This window comes from Roseovarius sp. THAF9 (assembly GCF_009363715.1).
Taxonomy (GTDB): Bacteria; Pseudomonadota; Alphaproteobacteria; order Rhodobacterales; family Rhodobacteraceae; genus Roseovarius.
In genome coordinates this window covers 3,037,511-3,061,581 of the sequence record NZ_CP045404.1, presented here as the reverse complement: position 1 = coordinate 3,061,581, position 24,071 = coordinate 3,037,511, and the positions used below count along the sequence as shown (strand labels likewise).

Sequence of the window (24,071 nt, the reverse complement as noted above, 5' to 3'; positions counted from 1 at the left end):
AAAGAGTTTGTAGAGGTTAATGTGAGCAGAACTATGGCAGGCGGCGGCGAGGTGATGGAATTGTCATGACGAAGATTGTGATCCTAACCGGGGCCGGGATATCCGCCGAAAGCGGCTTGGGCACGTTCCGCGATGAGGACGGTCTGTGGGCGCAGCACCGGATCGAAGACGTGGCGACGCCGGAGGGGTTTGCCCGTAATCCCGCGCTGGTGCAGGCATTCTACAATGCGCGAAGGGCGCAAGCCGCCGGCGCGCGACCCAATCCGGCCCATCAGGCGCTGGCGCGGCTGGAAGCCGAGCATGATGGCGATGTGCTGGTGATCACGCAGAATGTCGATGGTCTGCACGAGGCCGCCGGAAGCCGCAACGTGCTGCATATGCACGGTCAGCTGGACCAGGCGTTGTGCCACGCCTGTGGCCATCGCTGGCCCGCGCCCGACGAGATGCGCATCGAGGATGCGTGCCCCGAATGCGGGCGATGCCAGACACGGCCCGATGTCGTTTGGTTTGGCGAGATCCCTTATGGGATGGACCGGATCGACCCGGCGCTGGCCGAGGCGGATATCTTTGCCGCGATCGGCACCTCGGGGAACGTCTATCCTGCGGCGGCTTATGGTCAGCATGCACGGCGGATGGGCGCGCATACGGTGGAGCTGAACCTGGAGGTCTCCACTGCTTCGCGCGACTTTGATGAGCACCGCCGTGGGCCGGCCAGCGAGGTGGTGCCGCTTTGGGTGGAGGAGATCCTGAAAGGGTGAACTGGCTCCGCCCGCCCGGCCCGATGTTGAATGGGGGGCGAGCGAGAGGAGGCCGGGCGCTTCGGTCAGCCGCCGAGCTGGCTGGAGAATTCCACCACGATCGGGTCGAAGCTGATGTTGCGGATTGATGTGTCGCCGTGGGGATTCTGGTCAGTCGAAATGTCGTCGCCCATGGTGTCACTGAGATAGGTGACCGCATTCAGATACCCCGGCAGGTTGCGCTGGGTCAGGATAAGCCCGCCATCCTCGGCCGGGCCGATCGTGGCACAGCCGATGGGCGCGCAGCCGGGCACGGACCGCAGGCGCGTGGTAACGGTGGGGTTGGTGATGATACGGCTGACGAAGCGGGCCCCGTCGGAGGGTCGCCAGCGCCAGACTTCGGTAGGCGCGGTGCGGATCGAGGTGGCGGTGCCGTCGCCGCCGTCCTCGCGAGCAGAGAAGATTACCGATGCGAAGACGGCCCGCCCGTTCCGTCCGATGGTCAGTTCGGTGCCCAGCGTCATGATCGGACCGTTGCCGTCGAAATCGCGGTCGGCGCCGGGCCGGGCAACGGTGGGCACGATGTCGTCCGTCAGGTCGTCCAGGGCGATGGTGCCCTCTTCGGCGAAAGCGGCGGGGATGGCGGTGGTAATCGCGAGGAATGTCAGGGTGAGAAGGCGTTTCATGACGATTGCTCCTTTTAAAGGTTGATGGATGTGCGTCGGTCCAGAGGGTGCCGGGGTTCAACCATGCTTTCCTTTCCGGCGCGCGCCGGGCAGGGTGGCGGCACGACAGGAGAGCACAGATGCCCGGCCATATTGACCCCACGAAAGAGCGTTTCGCCCGATTCCGCGAGATGGAGAGGCCGGGTCCGGTGCATATGCTGAACCTCATAAGACTGCGGCAGGTCGCGGAATACGACGACGGGACGCAGGCGACGGGGGCCGAGGCCTATGCCACCTATGGACACGAGAGTGCGCCGGTGCTGCGCGAGTTGGGCGGGCGGATCGTCTGGGCGGGCCAGCCGGAATTGATGCTGATCGGGCCGGCGGATCAGGCGTGGGACATTGCCTTTATCGCTGAGTATCCCAGCGTGTCCGCCTTTGTCGGCATGTTGCGCGACCCTATGTATCGCAAGGCCGTGCTGCATCGGCAGGCCGCAGTCGCGGATTCGCGCCTGATCCGGATGTGGCCGGGTATTCCCGGCGCCGGGTTCGGGGACATGACGATGGTTGAGGGCTGAGGGTGTTGGAGGTGCAAGAGGCATGAAGCAGGCAGTCGTCTTTGACTTGGACGGGACGCTGATCGACAGCGCACCGGACATTCATGCCGCCGCCAACACGGTGCTGGAGCGTCGGGATATCGCGCCCTTCACGCTGGCCGAGGCGCGCGACTTCGTGGGCCACGGCGCGGCGGTGTTCGTTGAACGCTGCTTGTCGGCGCGTGGGTTGGCCGCGGACACGGGGTTGCAAACGGAGGTTCTGGATGATTTTCTGGCGCTTTACGAGGGTGCGGTTCATTTGACGCGGCCCTACCCAGGGGTGGTGGCTTGCCTTGACGCATTGGCGGCCGAGGGGCTGAAACTGGCAGTTTGCACCAACAAGCCGGAAGGGCCGACCGCCGCGGTGCTGACGCATCTGGGACTGGATCGGTATTTCGGCGTGGTGGTCGGTGGCGATACCCTGACGGTGCGCAAACCCGACCCTGCGCCGCTGCACGAGGTCACAGCGCGCCTCGGGGCAGCTAGTGTGTTGTTCGTCGGCGACAGCGAAGTCGATGCCGAAACCGCTGCGCGGGCTGAGGTGCCCTTCGCGCTATACACCCAAGGGTATCGCAGAACCTCGGCAGAGGAGTTGCCTCATGACGCGCGGTTCGACGCGTTCGACGATCTGCCTGCCATCGTAAGGCGGTTGCTGGGCGTAGGCTGAGCGCTTTCAATTCGCGGTGGCGCTGCTAGGCTGTGCCAAAGCGGGGGCGTCCGAACGGAGCGAGCGGGGAAGATGCGGAAACTGTCGATTACATCGCTTGTCGAAGACCTGCGCGGCTATGTGTTCCCGTCGAAATTTGCAACTTGCAGAAACGGTGTCGAGACCCGGGTCAGCGGGGCAGGGGGATGAGCGCAGACCTGACCGCAAGATTGCTGGCCGAGGTAACGGCGCGGCGCGACGACCTGGTGGCACTGACACAGGAATTGATCCGCATCCCGACGCTGAACCCGCCCGGGGCACTCTACCGCGAGATCTGTGATCTGCTGGACCGGCGGTTGCTCAAATCCGGGTTTCACACCGAACTGATCCGGGCCGAGGGTGCCGTGGGCGACAGTGACCGGCATCCGCGCTGGAACATCGTGGCGCGGCGCGAGGGATGCGGCCCGGGACAATGCGTGCATTTCAACAGCCATATCGACGTGGTCGAGGTGGGCCATGGCTGGACGGTCGACCCGTTCGGCGGCGAGGTGAAAGACGGCCGGGTCTATGGCCGGGGTGCCTGTGACATGAAAGGCGGGTTGGCGGCCAGTATCGTGGCCGCCGAGGCTTTCATCGCGATATGCCCCGAATATGCCGGTGCCATCGAGATCAGTGGCACGGCCGACGAGGAATCGGGCGGATTCGGTGGCGTCGCCTACCTGGCCGAGAAGGGATATTTCAGCCCCGACCGGGTGCAGCATGTGATCATCCCCGAACCGCTGAACAAGGACCGTATCTGTCTGGGGCATCGCGGCGTGTGGTGGGCCGAGATCGAGACGCTGGGCGAGATTGCCCATGGCTCGATGCCGTTCCTTGGTGATTGCGCGGTGCGGCACATGGGGGCTGTCATGGCCGAGATGGAAAAAAGCCTGTTCCCTGCATTGGCGCAGAAGCGCACGGACATGCCGGTGGTGCCGGAAGGGGCAAAGCAGTCGACACTGAACATCAATTCGATCCATGGCGGCGAGCCGGAGCAGGACATGGATTATACCGGCTTGCCCAGCCCCTGCGTGCCCGACCGCTGCCGGATGGTGATCGACCGGCGTTTCCTGATCGAGGAGGATATTCGCGAGGTCGAGCAGGAGGTCCGCGAGGTGCTGGAGCGGGTGCGCGCAGGCCGGGCCGGGTTCGACTATACGATCAAGGGTATCCACAGTGTCGAGCCGACGATGACCGAGCGGGATGCGCCGGTCGTGGGCGCGGTGTCGGATGCTGTCGAAACGGTGTTCGGACGCGAAGCGCAATACGTGGTCAGCCCCGGCACCTATGACCAGAAGCATATCGACCGGATCGGGCGGCTGAAAAACTGCATCGCCTATGGGCCGGGCATCCTGGACCTGGCGCATAAGCCCGACGAGTATGTCGGGATCGATGATATGGTGGAAAGCGCGCAAGTCATGGCGTTGGCGTTGCACGCGTTGTTAAAGGCGTAGGGCGGGTGACAACCCACGCCCGTTGCACCTATCGCCCACCATCCCAGAGGATCACTTGATTTCCTGCCTGTTCGGCGCAGTTCGATGGGTTGATCCAACAGGAGGACACTCATGAAACATTTCGTTTTTACCGCGGTGGCGGCATTTGCAGCGGGACCGCTGGCGGCGGGCGAACTTGCGTCGGGCGAAGAGATCAAGGCAGCGATCTCCGGGAATACAGTTCAGGGCGACATGTCGAACGGGACGGCCTATACCGAGTTCTACGATACCGACGGAACGATCCTGGGCGCCGAGTACACCGGGGAATGGCGGGTGTCGGACGACCAGATGTGCTTTGACTACGGTGAGGGCGAGAATTGCTGGAGCGTCGCGCTGGACGGAGAGAATGTCAGCTGGATGAACGGCGACACAGCCGACGGCACAGGCACGATCCTGGAAGGAAATCCCAACGAGTACTGACAAAGCTTGCCGCGTGGCGGGGTCGGCAGCAGGGTGTATCAGACCGCGATATTGTCGATGAGCCGCACGCCGGCAAGATGCGCCGCGGCGAACAGGCGCGCGGGCTGCGCGGTCTCAGAGACGCTGCGCAGGTCGGATTGGGCACGCAGGTCGAGATAATCGACCTTGGTGAAGCCAGCCTTGAGCAGGCGGGCCGTTGCAGCCTCGCGCAGCGGTTCGAACGCGTCTCCGCGGGAGAGGCCCGCGGCGATTTCTTCCATTTCCTCGTGCAGGCGGGGGGCCGTGGTGCGGGCCCGGTCCGACAGCAGCAGGTTGCGCGAACTGAGCGCCAGCCCGTCGATGTCGCGGATCGTGGGGCAGCCATGCACGGTCACGCCAAGGTCGAGGTCGGCGGCGAGGCGGCGCACCACGAGGAGTTGCTGAAAGTCCTTCTCGCCAAAGTATGCGTCGGTGGCGGAGGTCTGGGTGAACAGCTTGGTCACCACGGTGGCGACCCCGTCGAAATGGCCCGGGCGATAGGCGCCGTCCATCACGTCGGTCAGCCCGGAGACCGACACGCTGGTCGCAAAACCGTCCGGGTAAACCTGGTCGCCGTCCGGTACCCAGAGCGCGTCGATGTCGAAGCGGGCGAGCTTCTTCGCGTCGTCGGTCTCGGTCCGGGGGTAGTTGGCCAGGTCCTCGGGGTTGTTGAACTGCTTGGGATTCACGAAGATCGTCACGATGACGTGGTCGCAGGTCTTTTTCGCCGCTGCCACCAGCGAGAGGTGCCCGTCATGTAGTGCGCCCATCGTTGGCACCACGCCGATACGGGCCCCTGCCCGCAGCCATGGCGCGGTGGTGGCGCGAAGATCGTCCAGTTGCCGCAGGATCGGCGCCGTCATTTTTTGGGGGCCTTGTCCGCGAACATGTGCTCTTCGGCCGGGAAAGCACGGGCGCGGACCTCTTCGGCATAGGCGGCGATGGCCTTTTCCGCATCCTCGCCCAAGTTGGCGTAGCGCTTGACGAATTTCGGCTTGAAAGCGGTGAAGAGGCCCAGCATGTCGTAATGCACCAGGATCTGGCCGTCGCACCCCGCCGAGGCGCCGATGCCGATGGTCGGAATCGGTATTTCCTCGGTGATCTCGTCCGAGAGGCTTGCGGGCAGCTTTTCCAGGACCACCGAGAAGGCGCCGGCATCAGCGACCGCGCGGGCATCGCGCAGGACCTGTCCCGCGCCGGCGTCACGGCCCTGAACCTTGTAGCCGCCCAGCGTGTTGATTGATTGCGGCGTCAGCCCGATATGCGCCATGACCGGCACCCCGCGGGCCACAAGAAAGGCGATGGTTTCAGCCATGTGCACGCCGCCCTCGAGCTTGACCGCAGCGCAGCCGGTTTCGGCCATCATGCGCGCGGCATTGCGAAAGGCCTGTGCCGGGCTTTCCTCGTAGGAGCCGAAGGGCATGTCCACGACCAGCATCGCGGACTTGAGCCCCCGGGCCACGGCCTGGCCGTGCATGATCATCATTTCCATGGACACGGCGAGCGTATTTTGCATGCCATGCAGGACCATGCCGACGCTGTCGCCCACGAGGACGAAGTCGCAATGGGCATCCATCAGCTGCGCCATCGGTGTCGTATAAGCGGTCAGCGACACGATGGGCGTGCCGCCTTTCATGGCGCGGATATCGTCGGGCAGGTGGGCTGATTTGCGGGCTGTGGCGCTCATGGGACGCTCCGGCAATGGCTTCGTGCGAGATGACCTAACAGGTAAGTGACAGCGAATCCAGCATCGAAGCGCACTGGGGCAAGGCCCTGATATCCGGGAGTATTGGACGATATCTTCGGGTGCTTGCGCGGCACTGGCGCGGCAATTCGAGGTACGGGGTCCGGAAGGGGCTTTCAAACCGTCGCAGAATCCTTAGGTTGAGCGCAAGTGACGGCGGCACGCGCCGATCACGCCCTGCCGCCCCGGATAGGAGACATCTCTTGCGCTTTCTTGCCGTTCTCGCCTGGCTGACCCTGGCCGGCACAGGACTTGCCATGGCCCAGGAAAGGGCCACGGCGTCCGAGCGGCAAGAGGTGATCCGGCTGTTGGGGCAACTTCCCGATATCGCGCCGATCCGCGAGGATTTGCGCCTGCTGGGGTTCAGCGGCGAGAACCTCGAGCTGGCGGTGGCGCAGGCGGAACTGCTTTACCGTGATCCTGTGATCGCGGGCTATGTTGCGGACCAGGTCATCGCGGCGTTCGAGGACCCGACCGCCGTGCGGGTTTCGGACGGGTTGATGTGGCCACTGATCGAGCGGGGGTTGGGCCATCTGCCGACGCGGGATTTGAAGTTCTATTACACCGTCGAGCGCAAGATCATGGAGACGCTGACGATCCGGCAATGCGGTATGGCAGTGAGCAACCGGATGCGCCCTGCAAGGTTTGCCGAACTGACCTCGCGCGTGGCGGCACGGCTGAACACCGAGGCGTTGCAGGAGTATTACCGCATCCAGGCAAAAGCCGCCCGGGTTGGGGCGCGTCGTGCGCCGGTCAGGTTGAGCGATGCGACGACGCAACGGGTCGAGGCGCGCATACAGGCCAGCATGACGCGCAGTATCCAGGCCACTGACCGGGCCGGGGACTTGATGGTCGCGATGATGAATCTCGACCACGCCAGCAACACCGAAGCTTGCGCCATCGGGCGGCTTTTCATGAACACGGTTCTTCAGTTCGAGGGCCGCGCCCTACGCGACACGCTGGTATATATGAGCCGGCCATGACCGCGGCGCTGCGGATCGGCAACCGGGCGGCAAGGCGGCTTTGGCTGCATGCCAACGGGTTGGCCGATGCGCCCGGCGGGCCGGTGGACGTGATGGGCATCATCCGGCGTTTGGGCTTCGTACAGATCGACACGATCCGCAACGTCACCCGCGCCCATCACCACATCCTGTGGAGCCGCAACCGGAACTATCACGAACGGCAATTGTGGCCGCTTCTGAAAAACCGGCAGTTGTTCGAACATTTTACGCATGACGCCTCGCTGATCCCGATGGAAGTGTTGCCCTATTGGCAGCGTCAGTTCCGGCGGCTGGGCGCGAAAGTGTCGCGGTCCGATTGGTACCGTTCGGGGCTGGGGCAGGACCAGGTGCAACGGATCCGTGAGCGCATCGCGCAGGAGGGGCCGTTGTCGACCCACGCGTTCGACACCAAGGCGGAGAGCCGGGAAATGTGGGCACGCCCGCCGCACAAGAAGGCGCTGGACCAGATGTGGTATGCCGGCGACTTGGCGACCTGCCACCGCGAGAATTTCGTGAAGTTCTATGATCTTGGCGAGCGCGTGTTCCCTGCGGATCTGCGGCGCTGCCCGGGCGAGGAGGTGGGGGCGGACTGGCTGTGTGATGCCGCGCTCGACCGCCTGGGTATTGCCACGGTGGGCGAAGTGCAGCGGTTCTGGGATGCGATGACCGCCCCTGAGGCAAAAGCCTGGTCCGAGCGTCGCGCGTTGGTGCCGCTGGAAGTGGAAGGCGCGGATGGGACATGGCGGCAAGCCTGGGGCGTGGCCGATATCGAAGCCCGACTGGCGGCAGCGCAGGGCGTCTCGTCGCATCTGCGTCTGCTCAACCCGTTCGATCCGGCGATCCGCGACCGCGTGCGGCTGGAGCGGCTGTTCGGGTTTGCCTACCGCAACGAGATGTTCGTGCCGAAAGATCAAAGGATCTGGGGATACTACGTTTACCCGCTGCTGGAGGGCGATCGGTTTGTCGGGCGGCTGGAACTGAAAGCCGACCGGGCGGCGGGCTGGATGCGGGTGACGGGCTTCTGGCCCGAACCGCGGGTCAAGTGGACCGCGCAGCGGCTGGCCAAGCTGGAGCGTGAATTGGAGCGCTTCGCACGTCTGGCCGGGATCCGGGACGTGGGCTGGAGCGTGCCGCGCCCGGTGTGATCCGTCAGATAGGGCTTGCGCCGAGGGCCAAGGCAAGGTGCCATGCGCCAAAAGACGGCAAGGGAGGTTTCAGATGCGATTGCAAGGAAAGACCGCGGTAGTGACCGGCGGGGCAAGCGGCTTTGGCGCAGGGATCGTGCGCAAGTTCATCGCCGAGGGTGCGCAGGTGATGATCGCCGACCTGAATGGCCCGGGCGCAATGGCCTTGGCCGAGGAACTGGGCGCAGCGGCCTGTCCGGTGGAAGTGGCGGATCCGGCGAGCATGAAGGCGTTGACGCTGGCCACCGAGATGACGTTCGGCCTGCCGGATATCGTGGTGAACAATGCCGGAGTTACCCATCTGCCGACGCCGGCGGAAGAGGTGGCCGAGGAGGATTTCGACCGGGTCTTCGCGGTTAATTGCAAGTCGGTCTACCTTTCGGTGCAGAATTTCGTGGCAGGAATGAAGGCGCGGGGATCGGGCGTGTTCCTGAACGTCGCCTCCACCGCCGGCGTCAGCCCGCGACCAAAGCTCAACTGGTACAACGCCTCCAAGGGGTGGATGATTACGGCGACACGGGCCCTGGCGGTGGAACTGGCACCCGAGGGCATAAGGGTGAACGCGCTGAACCCGGTGGCGGGCGAAACGCCCCTCTTGAAATCCTTCATGGGCGAGGACACGCCCGAGATGCGCGCCAAGTTCCTGAGCACGATCCCGTTGGGGCGGTTTTCCACGCCTGAGGACATGGGCAACGCTGCGGCTTTCCTGTGCAGCGACGAGGCCAGTATGATCACGGGCGTCTGCATGGAGGTCGATGGCGGGCGCTGCATCTGAGCGAGAGCATTATCCGCGCAGTTCCAGACGCGCCCGGCGGCATAGGGCCTGTTCATTTTCCGCGCGAGGCATTACGGACATGCGAGAGACAGGATTGCGGGGGCAAGGCCCATGAAGAAAGCACTTATCACAGGCGTGACGGGACAGGACGGGGCGTACCTGTCGGAGCATCTGCTGGCCCAAGGCTACGAGGTGCACGGCATCAAGCGGCGCACGTCGTTGTTCAACACGGCGCGGATCGACCACCTGTTCGAGGGCGAGCCGGGACGGACAGGCCAGTTCCAGCTGCATCACGGGGATATGACCGACAGCTCGTCCCTGACCCGGATCCTTCAAGCGGTGCGGCCGGACGAGGTTTATAACCTTGCTGCGCAAAGCCACGTGGCGGTGAGTTTTGAAGAGCCGGAATACACGGCGAACTCCGACGCGATGGGCGCGCTGCGCCTGCTGGAAGCGATCCGGTTCCTGGGCCTGGGCGACAAGACGCGGTTCTATCAGGCCTCGACCTCCGAGCTTTACGGTCTGGTGCAGGAGACCCCGCAGCGCGAGACGACGCCGTTCTACCCGCGCAGCCCTTATGCGGTGGCCAAGCTCTATGCCTACTGGATCACGGTGAATTATCGTGAGGCCTATGACATCTATGCCTGCAACGGCATCCTGTTCAACCACGAGAGCCCCATTCGCGGCGAGACCTTCGTGACGCGCAAGATCACGCGGGCGCTGGCGCGGATCAAGCTGGGTACGCAAGAGGACCTGCGCCTTGGCAATATGGATGCGCTGCGCGACTGGGGTCATGCGCGCGATTACGTCAAGATGATGCATCTGATGTTGCAACAGGACAAACCCGAGGATTATGTGATCGCCACGGGACAGCAGTATTCAGTGCGCGAGTTCGTAAAACGCGCGGCCGACGTGCTTGGCATGAGCGTGACTTTCGAAGGCGAAGGTGTGGATGAGGTGGGTCGTGACGAGACCGGCCGCGTGATCGTGCGGGTCGATCCGGCCTATTTCCGTCCCGCCGAGGTGGAGACGCTGCTGGGCGATGCCAGCAAGGCACGGCAACAGCTTGGCTGGACGCCGGAGACGCCGTTCGAGACGCTGGTCGAGGAAATGGCGCTTTCGGATTTTGAGGAAGCGGCGGCGCAGAAGCGGGCGCAGGAGCAGGGATGAAGGTACTGCTGACCGGCGGGCGCGGCATGGTGGGCCGCGCCATCCAGGACCACCCGGGGGCTGCGGCGCATCAGATCGTTGCTCCGACCAGTGCCGAGGTGGACTTGACGGACCGGGTTGCAGTGATGGCGTTCGTAGCCGACACCGCGCCCGATATCATCGTCCATTCGGCTGGCCGCGTCGGCGGCATACAGGCCAACATGGCCAACCCGGCGGCGTTCCTGACCGAAAACATGGACATGGGTTTCAACGTGGTGATGGCCGCGCGCGAGGCGGGCGTGCCGCGTACGCTGAACCTCGGCTCGAGCTGTATGTACCCGCATGATGCGCCCAATCCGCTGCACGAAGACAGCCTCGGCAAAGGCGAATTGGAGCCGACGAACGAAGGCTACGGGCTGGCCAAGGTGGCGGTGGCACGGCTGTGTGCCTTCGTCAGCCAGGAACGCGACGACCTGGCTTACAAGACCTTGATCCCGTGCAACCTTTATGGGCTGAACGATAAATTCGATCCCAAGATCTCACACCTTGTGCCGGCGATCATCCGCAAGGTGCACGAGGCGAAGGAAAGCGGTGACGAAACCGTGGAGATCTGGGGCGACGGGACGGCGCGGCGCGAGTTCATGTATTCTGGCGACCTGGCGGACGGAGTCTGGGCGGCAGTCGAGCGGTTCGACGCGCTGCCGGGACGAATGAATATCGGCCTGGGCTATGATTATTCTATCAACGAGTACTACGCCGAGGCCGCCCGCGTGATCGGCTGGGAGGGTGCATTCGTACATGACCTGACCCGGCCCACCGGCATGAAGCAGAAGCTGCTGGACGTGAGCGCGCAGAAGGATTTTGGCTGGGAGGCCCAAACCTCGCTGGCCGATGGGATCGCGCAGACCTATGCGCATTTTCAGGACCTGTTGGAACGGGGGGCGGCATGAGCGAGGCCAAGGGTTTTCCGCTGGCGACGACCAGTTGGGACGAGAAGGAATACGCGGCCATCGACCGGGTGGTGCAGTCGGGCATGTTCTCGATGGGCGCGGAGGTTAAGGCCTTCGAGGAGCAGTTCGCGGCGGCGATGGGGTCGGCCCATGCAGTGATGGTGAATTCGGGGTCGTCGGCGAACCTGTTGATGGTGGCAGCGCTGCGGTATCACTCGACGATCGACCTTCCCGCCGGGGCAGAGGTGATCGTGCCGGCGGTCAGCTGGTCAACGACGTATTACCCGCTGCACCAATACGGCCTGCGCCTGAAGTTCGTGGATATCGACGCCGATACGCTGAACTACGATCTTGACGCGCTGGAGGAAGCGATCGGGCCGGAGACGAAAGCGATCATGGTGGTGAACCTTCTGGGCAACCCTAACGATTTCGCCCGGATCGAGGCTATTGTCGCGGGGCGCGACATCGTGGTGATGGAGGACAATTGCGAAAGCCTCGGAGCCACGTTCCAGGGACGGCAGGCGGGTACTTTCGGGATCGCGGGCAGCTATTCCTCGTTTTTCTCGCATCACATCGCCACGATGGAAGGTGGGCTGGTGGTGACCGATGACGAGGAACTTCATCACATCATGCTGTCGGTGCGGAGCCACGGCTGGACGCGGCATTTGCCAAAGTTCAATCACGTTACCGGCGAGAAGAGCGAAGACCCGTTCGAGGAAAGTTTCAAATTCGTGCTTCCGGGCTATAACCTGCGCCCACTGGAGATGAGCGGGGCGATCGGGCAGGAGCAGATCGCGAAGCTGCCGATGATCGTCGGCGAGCGGCGTAAGAATGCTGAGGCGTTCCGCGGTCTGATGCAGGGCTATCCGCAGATCCGTATCCAGCGCGAAATCGGCGCGTCGAGTTGGTTCGGCTTTTCCATGGTGGTCAAACCGGATGCAGGGTTTTCACGTGCGGATCTAATTGAATCCCTCGGTCGGCAAGGCGTGGAATGCCGGCCCGTCGTGGCGGGCAATTTCGCCAAGAACGAGGTTGTCTCGAAGCACATGGATCACGTGATCCATGGCAGTTTGACTAATGCCGACGAGATTGATGCCAATGGCCTTTTCATCGGCAATCACCATTATCCACTCACAAATCAATGGGACCTTCTGCGCGCGGCGCTGGATGAAGTGACACAATAGTGTGCGGATCGCCCAGATTATTCTGCGAATAATCTGGGCCTGAGAAAATTCGCTCGAATTTTCTCAGGCGACGCCAGCGCGCAGAGCATCGTGGATGTGGACGAGGCCGCGCAGTTGGCCGGTGTCGTCCACCGCGAAAAGTGCGCTGATCTTGTTGGTGTTCATAACGCCCAAGGCTTCGATCAAAAGCGCTTCGGGCGCGATCGTACGGGGGTCGCGCGTGGCGACTTCGCCTGCGCTGCGGGACATCAAGCTGTCAAGGTTGCGCCGGAGGTCACCGTCGGTGATGATCCCGGTCAGGCGTCCATCTTCGACCAATGCGGCGACGCCGAACCCTTTGGCCGTCATCTCGATCAGTGTTTCGGACATCGGTGTATCCGGAAGCACCGTGGGAAGCGCGTCGCCTGTATGCATGACCGCCGAGACCTTCAGCAGCTGTGCGCCCAAAGTGCCGCCGGGGTGGAAAGTAAGAAAGTTCTCGCGCTCGAATCCGCGCAGCTTCATCATGGCGACGGCCAGCGCGTCGCCCATCGCCATGGTGCAGGTGGTCGAGGTGGTGGGCGCCATGCCGATGCCGCAGGCCTCGGGTGCGTCGGGCAGCGCTAGGACGTAATCGGCCTGTCGCGCCAGTGCGCTGTCGGGTTTCTTGGTAATCGCCACAAGCGGGATCGAGAACCGTGCGCAGTGGGCGATGATGTCGGCCAGTTCGCGCGTTTCGCCGGAATTGGAAATCAGGATCACGGCGTCCTGTCGCGTGACCATGCCGAGATCGCCATGGCTCGCTTCGCCCGGGTGAACGTATTGCGCCGGCGTGCCGGTGGAGGCGAAGGTCGCCGCGATCTTGGCCGCCACGTGGCCGGACTTGCCCATGCCAGAGACGATCACCCGGCCCGGCACCTCAAGCAGGCGGTCGACCACGGCGTCGAACGTCTCTGGCAGGGTGTCGCGCATCAGGTCGAGCGCATCGCGTTCGATGGTCAGCACGTCACGCGCAATGTCGGTGGGGGTCGGAGTGTCCGTCATGTGGATCGCTTTGCTAAGATGCGCCGAGCCTGTCCGAGCAGGCGGGGCCGGTCAAGCCTCGTCCTCGTGGACTATCTTGATGTGGGTCGTGCCGCGGGCTTCGGCCAGGGCCATTTGTTTCTGGCGCTCGCGGAAGCGGTTCTTGTCCGCCTCGGTGGTCTCATGCGCACAGAGGTGGCAGGCGACGCCCTGTTCGTACTCGGGGCGCTTGGTGTCTTCGGGCAGGATTGGGCGACGGCAGGCGTGGCATAGTAGGTGCGCTCCTTCCTTCAGCCCATGACCCACCGAGACGCGGCCGTCGAAGACGAAGCATTCGCCCTGCCAGGTGCTGTGCTCCGGCGCGACTTCCTCCAGGTATTTCAAAATTCCGCCCTTGAGGTGGTAGACGTCTTCTACACCCTGGCCCAAGAGATAGTTGGTCGATTTCTCGCAGCGGATGCCGCCTGTGCAGAACATCGCGATCCGCTTGTTGTGAAAGCGGTGCTTGTTCTCATCCCACCAGGCGGGGAAGTCGCGAAAGCTGTCGGTTTTGGGGTCGATGGCGCCGTCGAAGGTGCCGATCGCCACCTCATAGTCGTTGCGCGTGTCGATCACGGCCACGTCGGGGGATTGGATCAGGTCGTTCCAGTCGGCCGGGTCGACGTAGTGCCCGACCTTTGCGATTGGGTCGACATCGGGTTGACCCATCGTGACGATCTCTTTCTTCAGGCGCACCTTGAGACGGCGGAAGGGCTGCGAAGAGGCGATGCTTTCTTTCCATTCCAGGTCGTCACAGCCCGGAAGCGCGCGGATATGGGCGATTACAGTGTCGATCCCGCCGCGTGGCCCGGCGATGGTGCCGTTGATGCCCTCATGCGCCAGCAGAAGGGAACCCGATATCTTTTCCGCCTCGCAGAGCGCAAGCAGCGGCCCTTGAATGGCGGCGGGGTCTTTGAACCGGGTAAAGTGGTAGAGCGCGGCGATGGTGTACATGCGCCGCGATCTACGCCCTTCGGTAGAATTCGGCAAGACCCGCAAGGTCAGCTTGACGCGGTGCTCGTCAGGCGTTTCAGCTGCTTGGTGATGAAGTCCCGTGTGTCGCCGTCGGTCAGCTTGCCGCCTTCGATCTTGCCGGCCGAACCGCCGATCGCGATCTCGAACCCGGCCTGAACGTTCGCATTGATAACCGAAAGCACTTGGCGCAGGTCGTAATGTGCGGTGAGGCCTGCCGTGGCACCCGGCGACTGGGTGATGATCAGCGTGGGCTTGCCCGAGAAGGGAGCGTTCGGCTCTTTGGACATCCAGTCGATGGTATTCTTCAGAACGCCCGAGGTGCCGCGGTTATATTCCGGTGAGACCACGATGATGGCATCCGCAGCGGCCAGGTTCTCGGCCAGGTCGCGGACGGGCTGGGGCGCGGTATCGCCGTCTTTGATGTCCTCATTGTAAAGCGGGATATCGGCAATGTCGTGCCGGGTGACGGTAACGCCCTCGGGCACAAGCTCTTGCAGGGTATCGGCCACGGACGTGCTGTGGCTGCCCTTGCGAAGCGAGCCGCTGATGGTGGCGAAATTCAGTGTTTTGGTCATGGTCATGTCTCCTTTGACGCCAGACATAATCGGTTTGTGGATGAAGGAAACAGAAAGGTTCGCAGGCGTTCTCTGCATTGGCGCACAGAAGTGAGGCTGGCGTTGACCATTGCGCATCGCTGCTTCAGGGTCCGCCGCGTGTTCGCAACAGGAGAGACTCATGCCAAAGGCCCTGATCGTCATCGATGTGCAGAACGATTTCTGCCCCGGGGGGGCGCTGGCCGTCGAAGGCGGAGACCGGATCGTGGCCGGGATCAACACGATGATGCGGGATGCGGGCGCCGTGATCCTGACGCAGGACTGGCACCCGGCGGGCCATTCGTCGTTCGCGTCGAGCCATGAGGGAAAAGCGCCGTTCGAGGTTATCGACATGCCCTATGGCTCGCAGGTTCTGTGGCCGGACCATTGTGTGCAGGGCACGAAAGGCGCCGCTTTTCATCCCGACCTGGAGACCGACCGGGCCGACATGATCGTGCGGAAGGGATACAATCCGGCGATCGACAGTTATTCCGCCTTCTACGAGAATGATCACGAGACACCCACCGGCCTGCATGGCTACTTGCGGACCCGCGGAATCACCGAGTTGGTGATGGTCGGGCTGGCCACGGATTTCTGCGTAAATTACTCGGCGGTGGATGCAGCACGGCTGGGCTATCCGGTGACTGTCCTACGCGATCTGTGCCGAGGGATCGATCTGGACGGGTCATTGGAGATCGCGCTGACGGACATGCGCGCGGCGGGTGTGACGCTTGCCTGAGGGCCTGATCCGGGAAATCGAAGCCTGCCGGATATGCGCTGACCGTTTTGCCCTAACGCAGACGGCCCATGCGCCGCGCCCTGTCGTGTGGTTCCGTCCCGGGGCACGAATCCTGATCGCGGGCCAGGCGCCGGGCATGCGGGTCCACCAGTCGGGCAAGCCGTTCGACGATCCGTCGGGCGACCGGCTGCGCGACTGGCTGGGCATGACGGCGGAAGAATTCTATGACATGCGCCGGGTTGCGGTGATCCCGATGGCGTTTTGTTTTCCGGGATATGACGCCAAGGGGTCAGATCTGCCACCGCCGAAGATCTGCGGTCAAACTTGGCATGACCGGGTGATGGCGGCCTTGGGCGCCGTCAAGTTACGGGTGATCGTGGGCGGCTATTCGCATCGCTACCACCTGGGCGAGAAGGGACCGGTGACCGAGACGGTGCGCAACTGGCGCGACCATGCACCGGGGGTTTTCCCCTTGCCGCATCCGTCGTGGCGCAATACCGGGTGGCTGAAGAAAAACCCGTGGTTCGAGGCGGAAGTGCTGCCAGCACTACGGGAAGAAGTGAGGCGCGCACTGGATGACTGAAGCGACACATTTGGACCGGGCTCATGCGGCGAAGGATGAGGGCGGCGAGGCCGAGCGACTGCGCTACTACCAGACGTTAGCGGCGGCGGAACTGTTTCTGCTGCTGGAGGCCGAGGCCGAAGAGGATGCTGTTGTGCCGCAAGCCTTCGAGGTGGACGGTCAAACCTTTGTGCTGGCCTTTGATACCGAAGAGCGGCTGGCGGGATTTGCCGGGGCTGAGGCGCATTACGTCGCGCTATCGGGTCGGGCAGTGGCCGAGATGCTGGCCGAGGCGGGGCTGGGGCTGGGATTGAACCTTGAGGCCGGGCCACAGGCGGCGCTGTTGCCGAACGCGGCGATGGTCTGGCTGGCCGAAACGCTGGCCGAGGGTCCCGAAGAGGTGGAGGCGCAGCCGGATTCCTTTCACCCGCCCAAGGGATTGCCCGAAGAGCTTGTTACCTCGCTTGACGCACGGTTGGCGGCGGCGGGCGGTCTGGCGGAACTGGCGTATCTCGTGGGTGTAACTTACGACAGCGGGGCCAAAGGCCACCTGCTGGGTGTGGTGGATGCAGTGCCCGGGGCAGAGCCGGCCATTGCGCGGGCCGTGTCGGAGGTGCTGGCGCTTTCGGGACTGGAGGCCGGATTGCTGGACGTGGGATTTTTCCATAGCTCGGACCCGGCGGGGGCGCGGATGGCATTGGTGGGGCTGCGATTCGACTTGCCCAAGCCTGAAGAGGCGAGACCGTCGGCACCGGGGACCGATCCGGAGCAGCCGCCAAAGCTGCGGTAAGGAAGTTTTTTTAGACAGGACGAGCTGGAATTTCCGAAAATTCCACGACCTTATTCCGGCCTCGCTCGGACAGTGACAGCGTGGGTCAGTAGCCCAGATCGCGGTCGACGAGGTGAAGCAGCGGCTCGCCCGCCTCGCCACGGCGGATGTTTTCCACGATCACCTGCGCCGCGGTGTCGGGACGGGTTTCCGAGGCAATATGCGGCGTGACGGTAACCTTCGGATGAGCCCAGTAAGGATGCTCGGGCGGTAGCGGTTCGGTGCGGAAGACGTCGAGGGTCGCATGGGCGATGTGACCGTTATCAAGCGCGGCCAAAAGAGCGTCATCGTCAATCAGAGGGCCGCGCCCGGGGTTGATCACGACGGCGCCGGACGGCATCTGCGCCAGTGTTTCGGCGTCAATCACGTTCTCGGTCTGCGGCGTGTCGGGCAACAGGAGCACGACGATTTGCGCGGTTGAGAGCGCCTGCGCGAGACCGTCGTCGCCGGACAGGCAGGTAATCCCGTCGATGGACTTCTGGCTGCGCGACCAGCCGGTTACAGGAAAGCCCAGATGCACCAGGGCTTCGGCACAGGCCTGGCCAAGGGCGCCGAGGCCGAGGATCGTCACCGATCGGTCCTTGGCCAGCGGCGGCACGTCGTGACGCCACGTGCCGTCCTGCCCCAGTACATGGGTATCGGTGCCCAGGTGATGGCGCAGGGTATGGCCGGTCACCCATTCCACCATGCCGCGTTCCAGGCCGTCATCGACCATGCGCGTCAGCGGTTGGGTCAAGGTGTCGTTTCGCACAATGCCTTCGACCCCGGCCCAAAGGTTGAGCACCGCCTTCGCACGGGTGAACGGCGTGAAGTCTTGCACGTCGCTGTTGGGCGCATACACGATATAGTCGACCTCGTCCGGGGGCAGGTCGGTGGAGAGGATGTATTCGGTGATCCCGGCGTCGTGGAGCGACTTGCGCAGCGGGGCTTCGTAGTCCGCCCAGCGTTCGGCGCTGGCGGCGAATAGAATATTGAGAGACATGAAACCTACCGGGGGCGATGGATATGAGCGCTTTGCACCAGGCCGAAGCCCAGCATGAGGATGAGCATGGCCGAACCGCCGTAGCTGACCAGCGGCAATGGCACGCCGACGACGGGCGCAAGGCCCATGACCATCGACATGTTCACCGCGAAGAACAGAAAGAACGTGACGGCGACCCCCAGCGTCAGAAGCGACGAGAAGCGGTCGCGGTTCGCCAGCGCCGAAATGACGCAAAAGACGATGATGAGCGCGTACAGCGCCAGCAGCGAAATGGCTCCGACGAATCCGAATTCCTCGGCCAGCGTCGTGAAGATGAAATCGGTGTGCTTCTCGGGTAGGAAATTGAGACGCGACTGGGTGCCTTGCATGAAGCCCCGCCCTGTCCAGCCACCGGATCCGAGCGCGATCTTGGACTGGGTAATGTGATAGCCGGCGCCCAAAGGATCTGACGCCGGGTCCAGGAACGTGTCGATGCGGCGGTATTGATAGTCTGCCAGCAATTGCCAGTCGGTGCCGCGGCTCTTGAAAACTGCCGTAACGAGCCCGCCGGTGGCCGCGATAACCACGGCGAAATACGCCCAATGCACGCCTGCGAGGAACATGATAAGCCCGCCGCCCGTGATCAACAGGATGGAGGTGCCAAGATCGGGCTGACGCAGGACCAACGCCACAGGAAGGAGGATCAGGACCACGGGCAGCAGAACCCAGAGCGGGCGCGACGTTTTCTTCAGCGGTAACCAGTCGTAATAGGCCGCCAGAAACATGACCAGCGTGATCTTCATCAGCTCGGACGGTTGCAGCCGCATGACTCCCAGGTCGATCCAGCGCTGCGCACCCTTGCCCTCGACGCCGACCAGTTCGACCGCGACCAGCAGAAGGACGGAGACCGTGTAGGCCAGCACCGACATGTTGCGCCAGAACCAGATCGGGACCATGGCCACGAACAGCATCACGGCAAAGCCGAGCGCGTAGCGTTTCGCCTGCGGTTCGGCCCAGGGGTTGAACGCGCCGCCTGCGACGGAGTAGAGCATCAGGATTCCGATGGCGGCGACTGCCGTCAGCAAGAGCGCCAGAGGCCAGTTGAGATACAGCACCTTGCGCAGGCCCGAGGGCGTGTGTTTGACGGTATATTCAAGATAGCTCATGCAGCGCCCCTTATGCCCGGTCGCTGTCGTCGTCGCCGCGACGGTCGAGGCGTGAGCGCAACTGTTCCTGCTGCGTCTTGATGCGGCCACGGTCCTTGGACGGGTAGGCGTCAAGCGGGGGATCATCGCCGTAGAGCGCTTGAAGGGTGATGTCGCGGGCGATCGGGGCCGCCGCCCTGGAGCCGCCGCCGCCATGTTCGACGATCACCGCCACGGCGACCTTCGGTGCATCGAAGGGAGCAAAGTTGACATAGAGCGCGTGGTCCCGGCGTTCCCAGGGCAGATCCTCGTTGCGGAAAACGCCTCTGGCGCGTTCGGCGGCGGTGATGTTCCGGACCTGGCTGGTGCCGGTCTTGCCGGCCATGCGGAATGCGTCTTCGATGATGCGGCTGCCATAGGCCGTGCCGCGCCGGTTGTTGGACACGGCATACATCGCTTGCCGGATCTCGCGTAGGGTGTTTTCGTTCAGGCCAAGCGGCTCGCCCCGGTTGGGCGGCTCCTCGACGCCATCGACGGACCGCACCAAACGGGGCGACACCGAGCGCCCGGTGGCCAGCCGGGCGGTCATCACCGCAAGCTGCAAGGGTGAACTGAGCACGTAGCCCTGGCCGATGGCGGCGTTCGCCGTGTCGCCGATGCGCCAGTCCTCGCCGCGCGAGGTCGCCTTCCACAGCTTGTTGGGGATGAGGCCGTCGGCGACGGACGTCATCGGCAGATCGTGTTCGATACCGAGACCGAGGCGTTTGGCCATTTCCGCGATCTTGTCGATGCCGACACGCAGGGCGAGGTCGTAATAATAGACATCGCAGCTTTCGCGCAGCGAGCGGTGCAGGTCCACATTGCCGTGCCCCGCGCGTTTCCAGCAATGGAAGCGTCGGTTCGCGACCTTCAGGAACCCGGGGCAATAGACGGTCTCGTTCGGATCGACCTGTCCATCCTCGAGTGCCGCCAGCGCAGTGACCATCTTGAAGGTCGAACCCGGCGGATAGACGCCTTGCACGGTCTTGTTCGGCAAGGGGCGGTACTTGTTGTTCAAGAGCTCCGAGTAGTCAGCCTGGGAAATTCCGCGCACGAACAGGTTGGGGTCATAGCCGGGGGTGGACGAACAGGCCAGAAGGTCTCCGGTGTCGCAATCCATGACCACGGCGGCGGCGCTTTCGCCTTCCAGACGGGCAGTGATGTAGGATTGCAGCGCATTGTCGAGCGTCAGCTGGATGTCCGCGCCGGCCTCGCCCTCGACCCGGTCCAGTTCGCGCATCACGCGGCCCGCGGCGTTGACTTCGACCCGCTTGGTGCCGGCTTTGCCACGCAGCGTATCCTCGCGCCGGCGTTCAAGCCCGATCTTGCCGATCTGGAAGCGCGGGATCAGCAACAGCGCGTCGGGCGCGTCGATGCGTTCCAGATCGCGGTCGCTGACCGGCCCGACGTAGCCTACAACATGCGCGTAATCCTCGCCCATGGGATAGTGCCGCGACAGGCCAACCTCCGGCGTGACGCCTGGCAGGGCGGGTGCATTCACGGCGACGCGGCTGATATCCTCCCAGCTGACGCGATCTGCCACTGTCACCGGCGTGTCACCGCGCAGCTTGGCCAGATCTTCGCGGGCCTTTTTCAGTTCTTCGGGGTTCAGCCGCACAAGCTTGGACAGGCGCGCGATCACGTCCTCAAGGTCGCCGGCCTGTTCGCGAATGATGTTGATCCGGTAGGAGGGGATGTTCTCGGCGATCACGCGCCCCTCGCGGTCGAAGATGCGGCCACGGGATGGCGGGATCAGGTGGATATTGATCCGGTTCTCGTCTGCCAGCAGACGGAACTGGTCGGCCTGATCGACCTGAAGGTAGCGCATGCGCAGACCCAGAAGCCCCACGAAGCCCGCCATGCCGCCGCCCAGCACCAGGCCGCGCCGGGTGATGCGGCGCTGGCTTTCGGTATTGTCGCGGGTGGGGCGCTTCATGTCCGGCCTCCGAGTGCGTCGATGTCACCGGGGGCCAGTTTACGCACCCCGAAGACAGATTGCGAGACCAGCACGACCAGTGGATAACAAATCATTGTCATCAGGAGCTGGATAAAGCTGAGGCCCAGCGGCGCCTGATCGACAAGCAAAACGGCGAGGATTGTGCGGTAGGCCAAGGTCATGACGACCAGTGTCGTGGCAACCGAGACCCATTCCACGGCAAAGGTCAGGTCCCGAAGGCCGATATGGCGGGCGCGCAGGGTTTCCGCCGCGATCAGCACCAGCGCGGCCCAAAGGCCGGGCGGGCGATGGAACATTAGGTCTCCCAACAACATCACGCCCGCTACCAGAAGGGGCGGCACGTATTCTGGACGGCGCAGGATCCAGGCAAAGGTCAGCGCGACGATCAGTTCCGGCCCGGCCCAGCCACGTGGCAGGGTCTGCAGCGGCAGCAGGCTGAAGAACATCACGAACAGTGCGAGCCCTAGATAGAGCGCGCGCATCGTCCACATCTGCAAGGTGGCGTTTTCACCCATCGGTGGCCTCGCTGGTCTGCGCCTCGGCGGGCAGTTGCGGTTCCGGATCGGGATCGGCCCCCTGCACGACCGGGACGGACGGCTGGATCAGGCTGCCTGGATCGAGCACGCGCTCATGCCCGTAGTTGCGCAGAACGCGCAGGAATTCCAGCCGCTCGTAATCGGCGGCCAGCCGGACACGCATACGCCCGCCCGGGTCCTCGGCCAACTGTCCGACCAGGAGGCCGGCCGGAAAGACCTCGCCATCGCCCGAGGTCAGCACGCGGTCGCCAGGGCGCACCTTGTCCGGCGCTTCGATGAAATCGATGGGCGGCGAGGGTGTGTTGTCGCCGATCAGCAGTGCCTGCTGGCCCGAAGGCTGAATCGTGACTGGGATGCGGCTGGAGGTATCGGTCAACAGGATCACCCGTGCCGTGTTGTTGCCCACGCCCGAGATACGGCCCACCAACCCCAGCCCATCCATGGCCGCCCAGCCGTCGACGATGCCGTCGCGGGCGCCGACGTTGATCAGAACGGATTGCCGGAAAGGCGAACCGCTGTCGGCCAGAACGACGCCGGTGACGAAGGTCAGTCGCGGGTCAAGCTGGACGTTGTTCAGGTCGAGCAGGCGCGCATTCTCCTGTTCCAGTTGAAGGGCGGCCTCTTTCCAGGCTTTCATCTGCTGCAATTCGCGCCGCAATTCCTGGTTCTGCTGATAGATACGCTGGTAGCTTTGGAAATCGCGCAGGATGTTTACGGCGCCGGTGACCGGCGCCATGGCCCAGTCGAAGCTGGGCACGACCCGGTCGATCACCTGCGCCCGGAAGCGTTCCACGCGGGGGCTGTCGATCCGCCACAACACAAAGAGACCGATCAGGCAGAATACCACCAACCCCAGAAGCAGACGCTTCAGGGGGGCGGTGTAGTCGCTGCTTTGTCCTCTTTCTCGGGCCAATGGCGTCCCCGGATTGCAAAAGGCCTTGGCGGTGAACTACCACCACGAATACCACCGCGCGCCGCAACCTCAAAGGGTGGGCGTTTCAGCTGTCGTAGTCGATGGCGTGGCGGAGTTGTTTTTCGAATTCCAAGGCCTTGCCGGTGCCGAGCGCCACGCAGTTCAGGCTGTCATCGGCGATGGACACGGCCAGCCCGGTTTGCTCGCGCAGCGCGAGGTCCAGGTCGCCCAGAAGTGCGCCGCCGCCGGTCAGCATGACACCGCGGTCGACAATGTCGGCGGCCAGATCCGGCGGGGTGGCTTCCAGCGCGGTCATCACCGCTTCGCAGATCTGCTGCACGGGTTCGGCCAGCGCTTCGGCCACCTGGGCCTGGCTGATCTCGGTCTCCTTAGGTACGCCATTGAGCAGATCGCGGCCGCGGATCTGCATCGAGCTGCCACGCCCGTCGTCGGGCATCCGAGCGGTGCCGATGGAGGTTTTGATGCGCTCGGCGGTGGATTCGCCCACCAGCAGGTTCTGCTGGCGGCGCAGGTAGTTGATGATCGCTTCGTCCATCCGGTCGCCACCCACGCGGATCGAGCGGGCATAGACGATGTCGCCCAAGCTCAGAACCGCAACCTCGGTGGTGCCGCCGCCGATATCCACGACCATGTTCCCGGTGGGGTCGGTGATGGGCATGCCGGCACCGATGGCCGCCGCGATGGGTTCGGCCACGAGACCCGCGCGCCGTGCACCGGCGCTGAGCACAGACTGACGGATGGCGCGTTTTTCAACGGGCGTCGCGCCGTGAGGCACGCAGACGATGATCTTGGGCTTGGAGAAGGTCGAACGCTTGTGCACCTTGCGGATGAAATGCTTGATCATCGCCTCGGCGGTGTCGAAATCGGCTATGACTCCTTCGCGCATCGGACGGATCGCCTCGATGGACCCCGGCGTGCGGCCCAGCATAAGCTTGGCATCCTCGCCCACGGCCAGCACCTTCTTGACGCCGTCCTTGACGTGATAGGCCACCACGGACGGTTCCGACAGGATGACGCCCCGCCCCTTGACGTAGACCAGCGTGTTGGCGGTGCCGAGGTCGATCGCCATGTCGGCCGTGAAAAGGCCGGGAATTTTGTCGAAGATGGACATGAGGTGGTGCGTCCCGTGGTTTTAATAGTGATATGGCCCCCGACTCGA

At 63.7% G+C, this 24,071-nt stretch carries 26 protein-coding genes; 14 read left to right on the top strand and 12 right to left on the bottom strand.

Annotation, left to right across the window (positions count from 1 at the left end; translation table 11 throughout):
- Positions 1–65 precede the first annotated feature (65 nt).
- Positions 66–758: an NAD-dependent deacylase gene (locus tag FIU86_RS15120; RefSeq protein ID WP_152475842.1), complete on the top strand. Its 693-nt coding sequence runs from the start codon at positions 66–68 to the stop codon at positions 756–758.
- A gap of 65 nt (positions 759–823) precedes the next feature.
- Here FIU86_RS15120 and FIU86_RS15115 read toward each other — a convergent pair whose 3' ends face one another.
- Positions 824–1,423, bottom strand: a complete 600-nt coding sequence (locus FIU86_RS15115) for a hypothetical protein (protein ID WP_152475841.1) — start codon at positions 1,421–1,423, stop codon at positions 824–826.
- 119 nt (positions 1,424–1,542) lie between these two features.
- Here FIU86_RS15115 and FIU86_RS15110 point away from each other — a divergent pair, with 119 nt between their 5' ends.
- The 4 genes from FIU86_RS15110 to FIU86_RS15095 all read left to right on the top strand — a co-directional run bounded on the left by FIU86_RS15110 (position 1,543) and on the right by FIU86_RS15095 (position 4,596).
- Positions 1,543–1,980: a DUF1330 domain-containing protein gene (locus FIU86_RS15110; RefSeq protein ID WP_152475840.1), complete on the top strand. Its 438-nt coding sequence runs from the start codon at positions 1,543–1,545 to the stop codon at positions 1,978–1,980.
- A 22-nt stretch (positions 1,981–2,002) separates the two neighbouring features.
- A complete protein-coding gene (gene gph, locus FIU86_RS15105) occupies positions 2,003–2,665 on the top strand; it encodes a phosphoglycolate phosphatase (protein ID WP_152475839.1) in 663 nt (220 codons plus the stop codon).
- Between the two features lie 185 nt (positions 2,666–2,850).
- Positions 2,851–4,137 carry an acetylornithine deacetylase/succinyl-diaminopimelate desuccinylase family protein gene (locus tag FIU86_RS15100; protein ID WP_152475838.1) on the top strand — a complete coding sequence of 429 codons (1,287 nt, stop codon included), beginning with the start codon at positions 2,851–2,853 and terminating at the stop codon, positions 4,135–4,137.
- Positions 4,138–4,248: 111 nt separating this feature from the next.
- Positions 4,249–4,596 (top strand): hypothetical protein, encoded by a 348-nt coding sequence (locus tag FIU86_RS15095; protein ID WP_152475837.1) that lies wholly within the window; start codon positions 4,249–4,251, stop codon positions 4,594–4,596.
- Positions 4,597–4,634: 38 nt separating this feature from the next.
- On the opposite strand, the gene panC is transcribed toward FIU86_RS15095, so the two are convergent.
- Both panC and panB read right to left on the bottom strand, forming a co-directional pair.
- Positions 4,635–5,477, bottom strand: coding sequence for a pantoate--beta-alanine ligase (panC, locus tag FIU86_RS15090; protein ID WP_152475836.1), 843 nt, complete (start codon positions 5,475–5,477; stop codon positions 4,635–4,637).
- Positions 5,474–6,301 carry a 3-methyl-2-oxobutanoate hydroxymethyltransferase gene (panB, locus tag FIU86_RS15085; protein WP_152475835.1) on the bottom strand — a complete coding sequence of 276 codons (828 nt, stop codon included), beginning with the start codon at positions 6,299–6,301 and terminating at the stop codon, positions 5,474–5,476. Before panB ends, panC begins: the two co-directional genes overlap by 4 nt.
- 260 nt (positions 6,302–6,561) lie before the next feature.
- Between panB and FIU86_RS15080 the strand changes: the two genes are divergently transcribed.
- The 6 genes from FIU86_RS15080 (at position 6,562) to FIU86_RS15055 (ending at position 12,601) form a co-directional block, all read left to right on the top strand.
- Entirely contained in the window at positions 6,562–7,341 is a 780-nt protein-coding gene (locus FIU86_RS15080) for a hypothetical protein (protein ID WP_152475834.1), read from the top strand.
- Complete coding sequence (locus FIU86_RS15075) at positions 7,338–8,504, top strand: winged helix-turn-helix domain-containing protein (protein ID WP_152475833.1); 1,167 nt, start codon at positions 7,338–7,340, stop codon at positions 8,502–8,504. The genes FIU86_RS15080 and FIU86_RS15075 overlap by 4 nt, the downstream gene beginning before the upstream one ends.
- Before the next feature lie 73 nt (positions 8,505–8,577).
- Positions 8,578–9,318 (top strand): glucose 1-dehydrogenase, encoded by a 741-nt coding sequence (locus FIU86_RS15070; protein WP_152475832.1) that lies wholly within the window; start codon positions 8,578–8,580, stop codon positions 9,316–9,318.
- Positions 9,319–9,429: 111 nt separating this feature from the next.
- Complete coding sequence (gmd, locus tag FIU86_RS15065; RefSeq protein ID WP_152475831.1) at positions 9,430–10,488, top strand: GDP-mannose 4,6-dehydratase; 1,059 nt, start codon at positions 9,430–9,432, stop codon at positions 10,486–10,488.
- Entirely contained in the window at positions 10,485–11,417 is a 933-nt protein-coding gene (locus FIU86_RS15060; RefSeq protein WP_152475830.1) for a GDP-L-fucose synthase, read from the top strand. The genes gmd and FIU86_RS15060 overlap by 4 nt, the downstream gene beginning before the upstream one ends.
- On the top strand, positions 11,414–12,601 hold the full coding sequence (locus FIU86_RS15055) for a DegT/DnrJ/EryC1/StrS aminotransferase family protein (protein WP_152475829.1): 1,188 nt from the start codon (positions 11,414–11,416) through the stop codon (positions 12,599–12,601). Before FIU86_RS15060 ends, FIU86_RS15055 begins: the two co-directional genes overlap by 4 nt.
- Before the next feature lie 63 nt (positions 12,602–12,664).
- On the opposite strand, the gene FIU86_RS15050 is transcribed toward FIU86_RS15055, so the two are convergent.
- Genes FIU86_RS15050 through FIU86_RS15040 form a run of 3 tightly spaced genes read right to left on the bottom strand, consistent with a single transcriptional unit; the run spans position 12,665 to position 15,192 of the window.
- Positions 12,665–13,624 carry an SIS domain-containing protein gene (locus FIU86_RS15050; RefSeq protein WP_152475828.1) on the bottom strand — a complete coding sequence of 320 codons (960 nt, stop codon included), beginning with the start codon at positions 13,622–13,624 and terminating at the stop codon, positions 12,665–12,667.
- A gap of 51 nt (positions 13,625–13,675) precedes the next feature.
- Complete coding sequence (locus FIU86_RS15045) at positions 13,676–14,596, bottom strand: rhodanese-related sulfurtransferase (RefSeq protein WP_152475827.1); 921 nt, start codon at positions 14,594–14,596, stop codon at positions 13,676–13,678.
- Positions 14,597–14,643: 47 nt separating this feature from the next.
- The gene (locus FIU86_RS15040; RefSeq protein ID WP_172977518.1) at positions 14,644–15,192 is read right to left on the bottom strand and encodes an NADPH-dependent FMN reductase; all 549 of its coding nucleotides are present in this window, start codon (positions 15,190–15,192) and stop codon (positions 14,644–14,646) included.
- Between the two features lie 160 nt (positions 15,193–15,352).
- Between FIU86_RS15040 and pncA the strand changes: the two genes are divergently transcribed.
- The 3 genes from pncA to FIU86_RS15025 are packed head-to-tail and all read left to right on the top strand — an operon-like array spanning position 15,353 to position 17,301.
- Positions 15,353–15,949, top strand: coding sequence for a bifunctional nicotinamidase/pyrazinamidase (gene pncA, locus FIU86_RS15035; RefSeq protein WP_152475825.1), 597 nt, complete (start codon positions 15,353–15,355; stop codon positions 15,947–15,949).
- The gene (locus tag FIU86_RS15030) at positions 15,942–16,532 is read left to right on the top strand and encodes a uracil-DNA glycosylase family protein (RefSeq protein ID WP_152475824.1); all 591 of its coding nucleotides are present in this window, start codon (positions 15,942–15,944) and stop codon (positions 16,530–16,532) included. The genes pncA and FIU86_RS15030 overlap by 8 nt, the downstream gene beginning before the upstream one ends.
- A complete protein-coding gene (locus FIU86_RS15025; RefSeq protein WP_152475823.1) occupies positions 16,525–17,301 on the top strand; it encodes an SseB family protein in 777 nt (258 codons plus the stop codon). Before FIU86_RS15030 ends, FIU86_RS15025 begins: the two co-directional genes overlap by 8 nt.
- Before the next feature lie 85 nt (positions 17,302–17,386).
- Here FIU86_RS15025 and FIU86_RS15020 read toward each other — a convergent pair whose 3' ends face one another.
- The 6 genes from FIU86_RS15020 to FIU86_RS14995 form a co-directional block, all read right to left on the bottom strand.
- Positions 17,387–18,322, bottom strand: coding sequence for a glyoxylate/hydroxypyruvate reductase A (locus FIU86_RS15020; RefSeq protein ID WP_152475822.1), 936 nt, complete (start codon positions 18,320–18,322; stop codon positions 17,387–17,389).
- A gap of 5 nt (positions 18,323–18,327) precedes the next feature.
- Complete coding sequence (rodA, locus tag FIU86_RS15015) at positions 18,328–19,467, bottom strand: rod shape-determining protein RodA (protein ID WP_152475821.1); 1,140 nt, start codon at positions 19,465–19,467, stop codon at positions 18,328–18,330.
- A 10-nt stretch (positions 19,468–19,477) separates the two neighbouring features.
- Positions 19,478–21,421: a penicillin-binding protein 2 gene (gene mrdA, locus FIU86_RS15010; RefSeq protein WP_152475820.1), complete on the bottom strand. Its 1,944-nt coding sequence runs from the start codon at positions 21,419–21,421 to the stop codon at positions 19,478–19,480.
- Positions 21,418–21,957, bottom strand: coding sequence for a rod shape-determining protein MreD (locus FIU86_RS15005; protein WP_152475819.1), 540 nt, complete (start codon positions 21,955–21,957; stop codon positions 21,418–21,420). Before FIU86_RS15005 ends, mrdA begins: the two co-directional genes overlap by 4 nt.
- Positions 21,950–22,891: a rod shape-determining protein MreC gene (mreC, locus tag FIU86_RS15000; protein ID WP_152475818.1), complete on the bottom strand. Its 942-nt coding sequence runs from the start codon at positions 22,889–22,891 to the stop codon at positions 21,950–21,952. The genes FIU86_RS15005 and mreC overlap by 8 nt, the downstream gene beginning before the upstream one ends.
- Before the next feature lie 85 nt (positions 22,892–22,976).
- Positions 22,977–24,023 (bottom strand): rod shape-determining protein, encoded by a 1,047-nt coding sequence (locus FIU86_RS14995; RefSeq protein WP_057792035.1) that lies wholly within the window; start codon positions 24,021–24,023, stop codon positions 22,977–22,979.
- Between the last annotated feature and the right edge of the window lie 48 nt (positions 24,024–24,071).

Excerpts from the sequence above, each read along its gene's own strand:
- FIU86_RS15045 (WP_152475827.1), bottom strand. The coding sequence starts at position 14,596 with ATGTACACCATCGCCGCGCTCTACCACTTTACCCGGTTCAAAGACCCC.
- FIU86_RS15060 (WP_152475830.1), top strand. The coding sequence starts at position 10,485 with ATGAAGGTACTGCTGACCGGCGGGCGCGGCATGGTGGGCCGCGCCATC.
- FIU86_RS15055 (WP_152475829.1), top strand. The coding sequence starts at position 11,414 with ATGAGCGAGGCCAAGGGTTTTCCGCTGGCGACGACCAGTTGGGACGAG.
- FIU86_RS15020 (WP_152475822.1), bottom strand. The coding sequence starts at position 18,322 with ATGTCTCTCAATATTCTATTCGCCGCCAGCGCCGAACGCTGGGCGGAC.
- FIU86_RS15025 (WP_152475823.1), top strand. The coding sequence starts at position 16,525 with ATGACTGAAGCGACACATTTGGACCGGGCTCATGCGGCGAAGGATGAG.
- FIU86_RS15120 (WP_152475842.1), top strand. The coding sequence starts at position 66 with ATGACGAAGATTGTGATCCTAACCGGGGCCGGGATATCCGCCGAAAGC.
- FIU86_RS15110 (WP_152475840.1), top strand. The coding sequence starts at position 1,543 with ATGCCCGGCCATATTGACCCCACGAAAGAGCGTTTCGCCCGATTCCGC.
- rodA (WP_152475821.1), bottom strand. The coding sequence starts at position 19,467 with ATGAGCTATCTTGAATATACCGTCAAACACACGCCCTCGGGCCTGCGC.
- FIU86_RS15115 (WP_152475841.1), bottom strand. The coding sequence starts at position 1,423 with ATGAAACGCCTTCTCACCCTGACATTCCTCGCGATTACCACCGCCATC.
- panB (WP_152475835.1), bottom strand. The coding sequence starts at position 6,301 with ATGAGCGCCACAGCCCGCAAATCAGCCCACCTGCCCGACGATATCCGC.
- FIU86_RS15050 (WP_152475828.1), bottom strand. The coding sequence starts at position 13,624 with ATGACGGACACTCCGACCCCCACCGACATTGCGCGTGACGTGCTGACC.
- FIU86_RS15100 (WP_152475838.1), top strand. The coding sequence starts at position 2,851 with ATGAGCGCAGACCTGACCGCAAGATTGCTGGCCGAGGTAACGGCGCGG.
- mrdA (WP_152475820.1), bottom strand. The coding sequence starts at position 21,421 with ATGAAGCGCCCCACCCGCGACAATACCGAAAGCCAGCGCCGCATCACC.
- FIU86_RS15040 (WP_172977518.1), bottom strand. The coding sequence starts at position 15,192 with ATGACCAAAACACTGAATTTCGCCACCATCAGCGGCTCGCTTCGCAAG.
- FIU86_RS15070 (WP_152475832.1), top strand. The coding sequence starts at position 8,578 with ATGCGATTGCAAGGAAAGACCGCGGTAGTGACCGGCGGGGCAAGCGGC.
- gmd (WP_152475831.1), top strand. The coding sequence starts at position 9,430 with ATGAAGAAAGCACTTATCACAGGCGTGACGGGACAGGACGGGGCGTAC.
- pncA (WP_152475825.1), top strand. The coding sequence starts at position 15,353 with ATGCCAAAGGCCCTGATCGTCATCGATGTGCAGAACGATTTCTGCCCC.
- FIU86_RS15075 (WP_152475833.1), top strand. The coding sequence starts at position 7,338 with ATGACCGCGGCGCTGCGGATCGGCAACCGGGCGGCAAGGCGGCTTTGG.
- FIU86_RS14995 (WP_057792035.1), bottom strand. The coding sequence starts at position 24,023 with ATGTCCATCTTCGACAAAATTCCCGGCCTTTTCACGGCCGACATGGCG.
- panC (WP_152475836.1), bottom strand. The coding sequence starts at position 5,477 with ATGACGGCGCCGATCCTGCGGCAACTGGACGATCTTCGCGCCACCACC.
- FIU86_RS15005 (WP_152475819.1), bottom strand. The coding sequence starts at position 21,957 with ATGGGTGAAAACGCCACCTTGCAGATGTGGACGATGCGCGCGCTCTAT.
- gph (WP_152475839.1), top strand. The coding sequence starts at position 2,003 with ATGAAGCAGGCAGTCGTCTTTGACTTGGACGGGACGCTGATCGACAGC.
- FIU86_RS15095 (WP_152475837.1), top strand. The coding sequence starts at position 4,249 with ATGAAACATTTCGTTTTTACCGCGGTGGCGGCATTTGCAGCGGGACCG.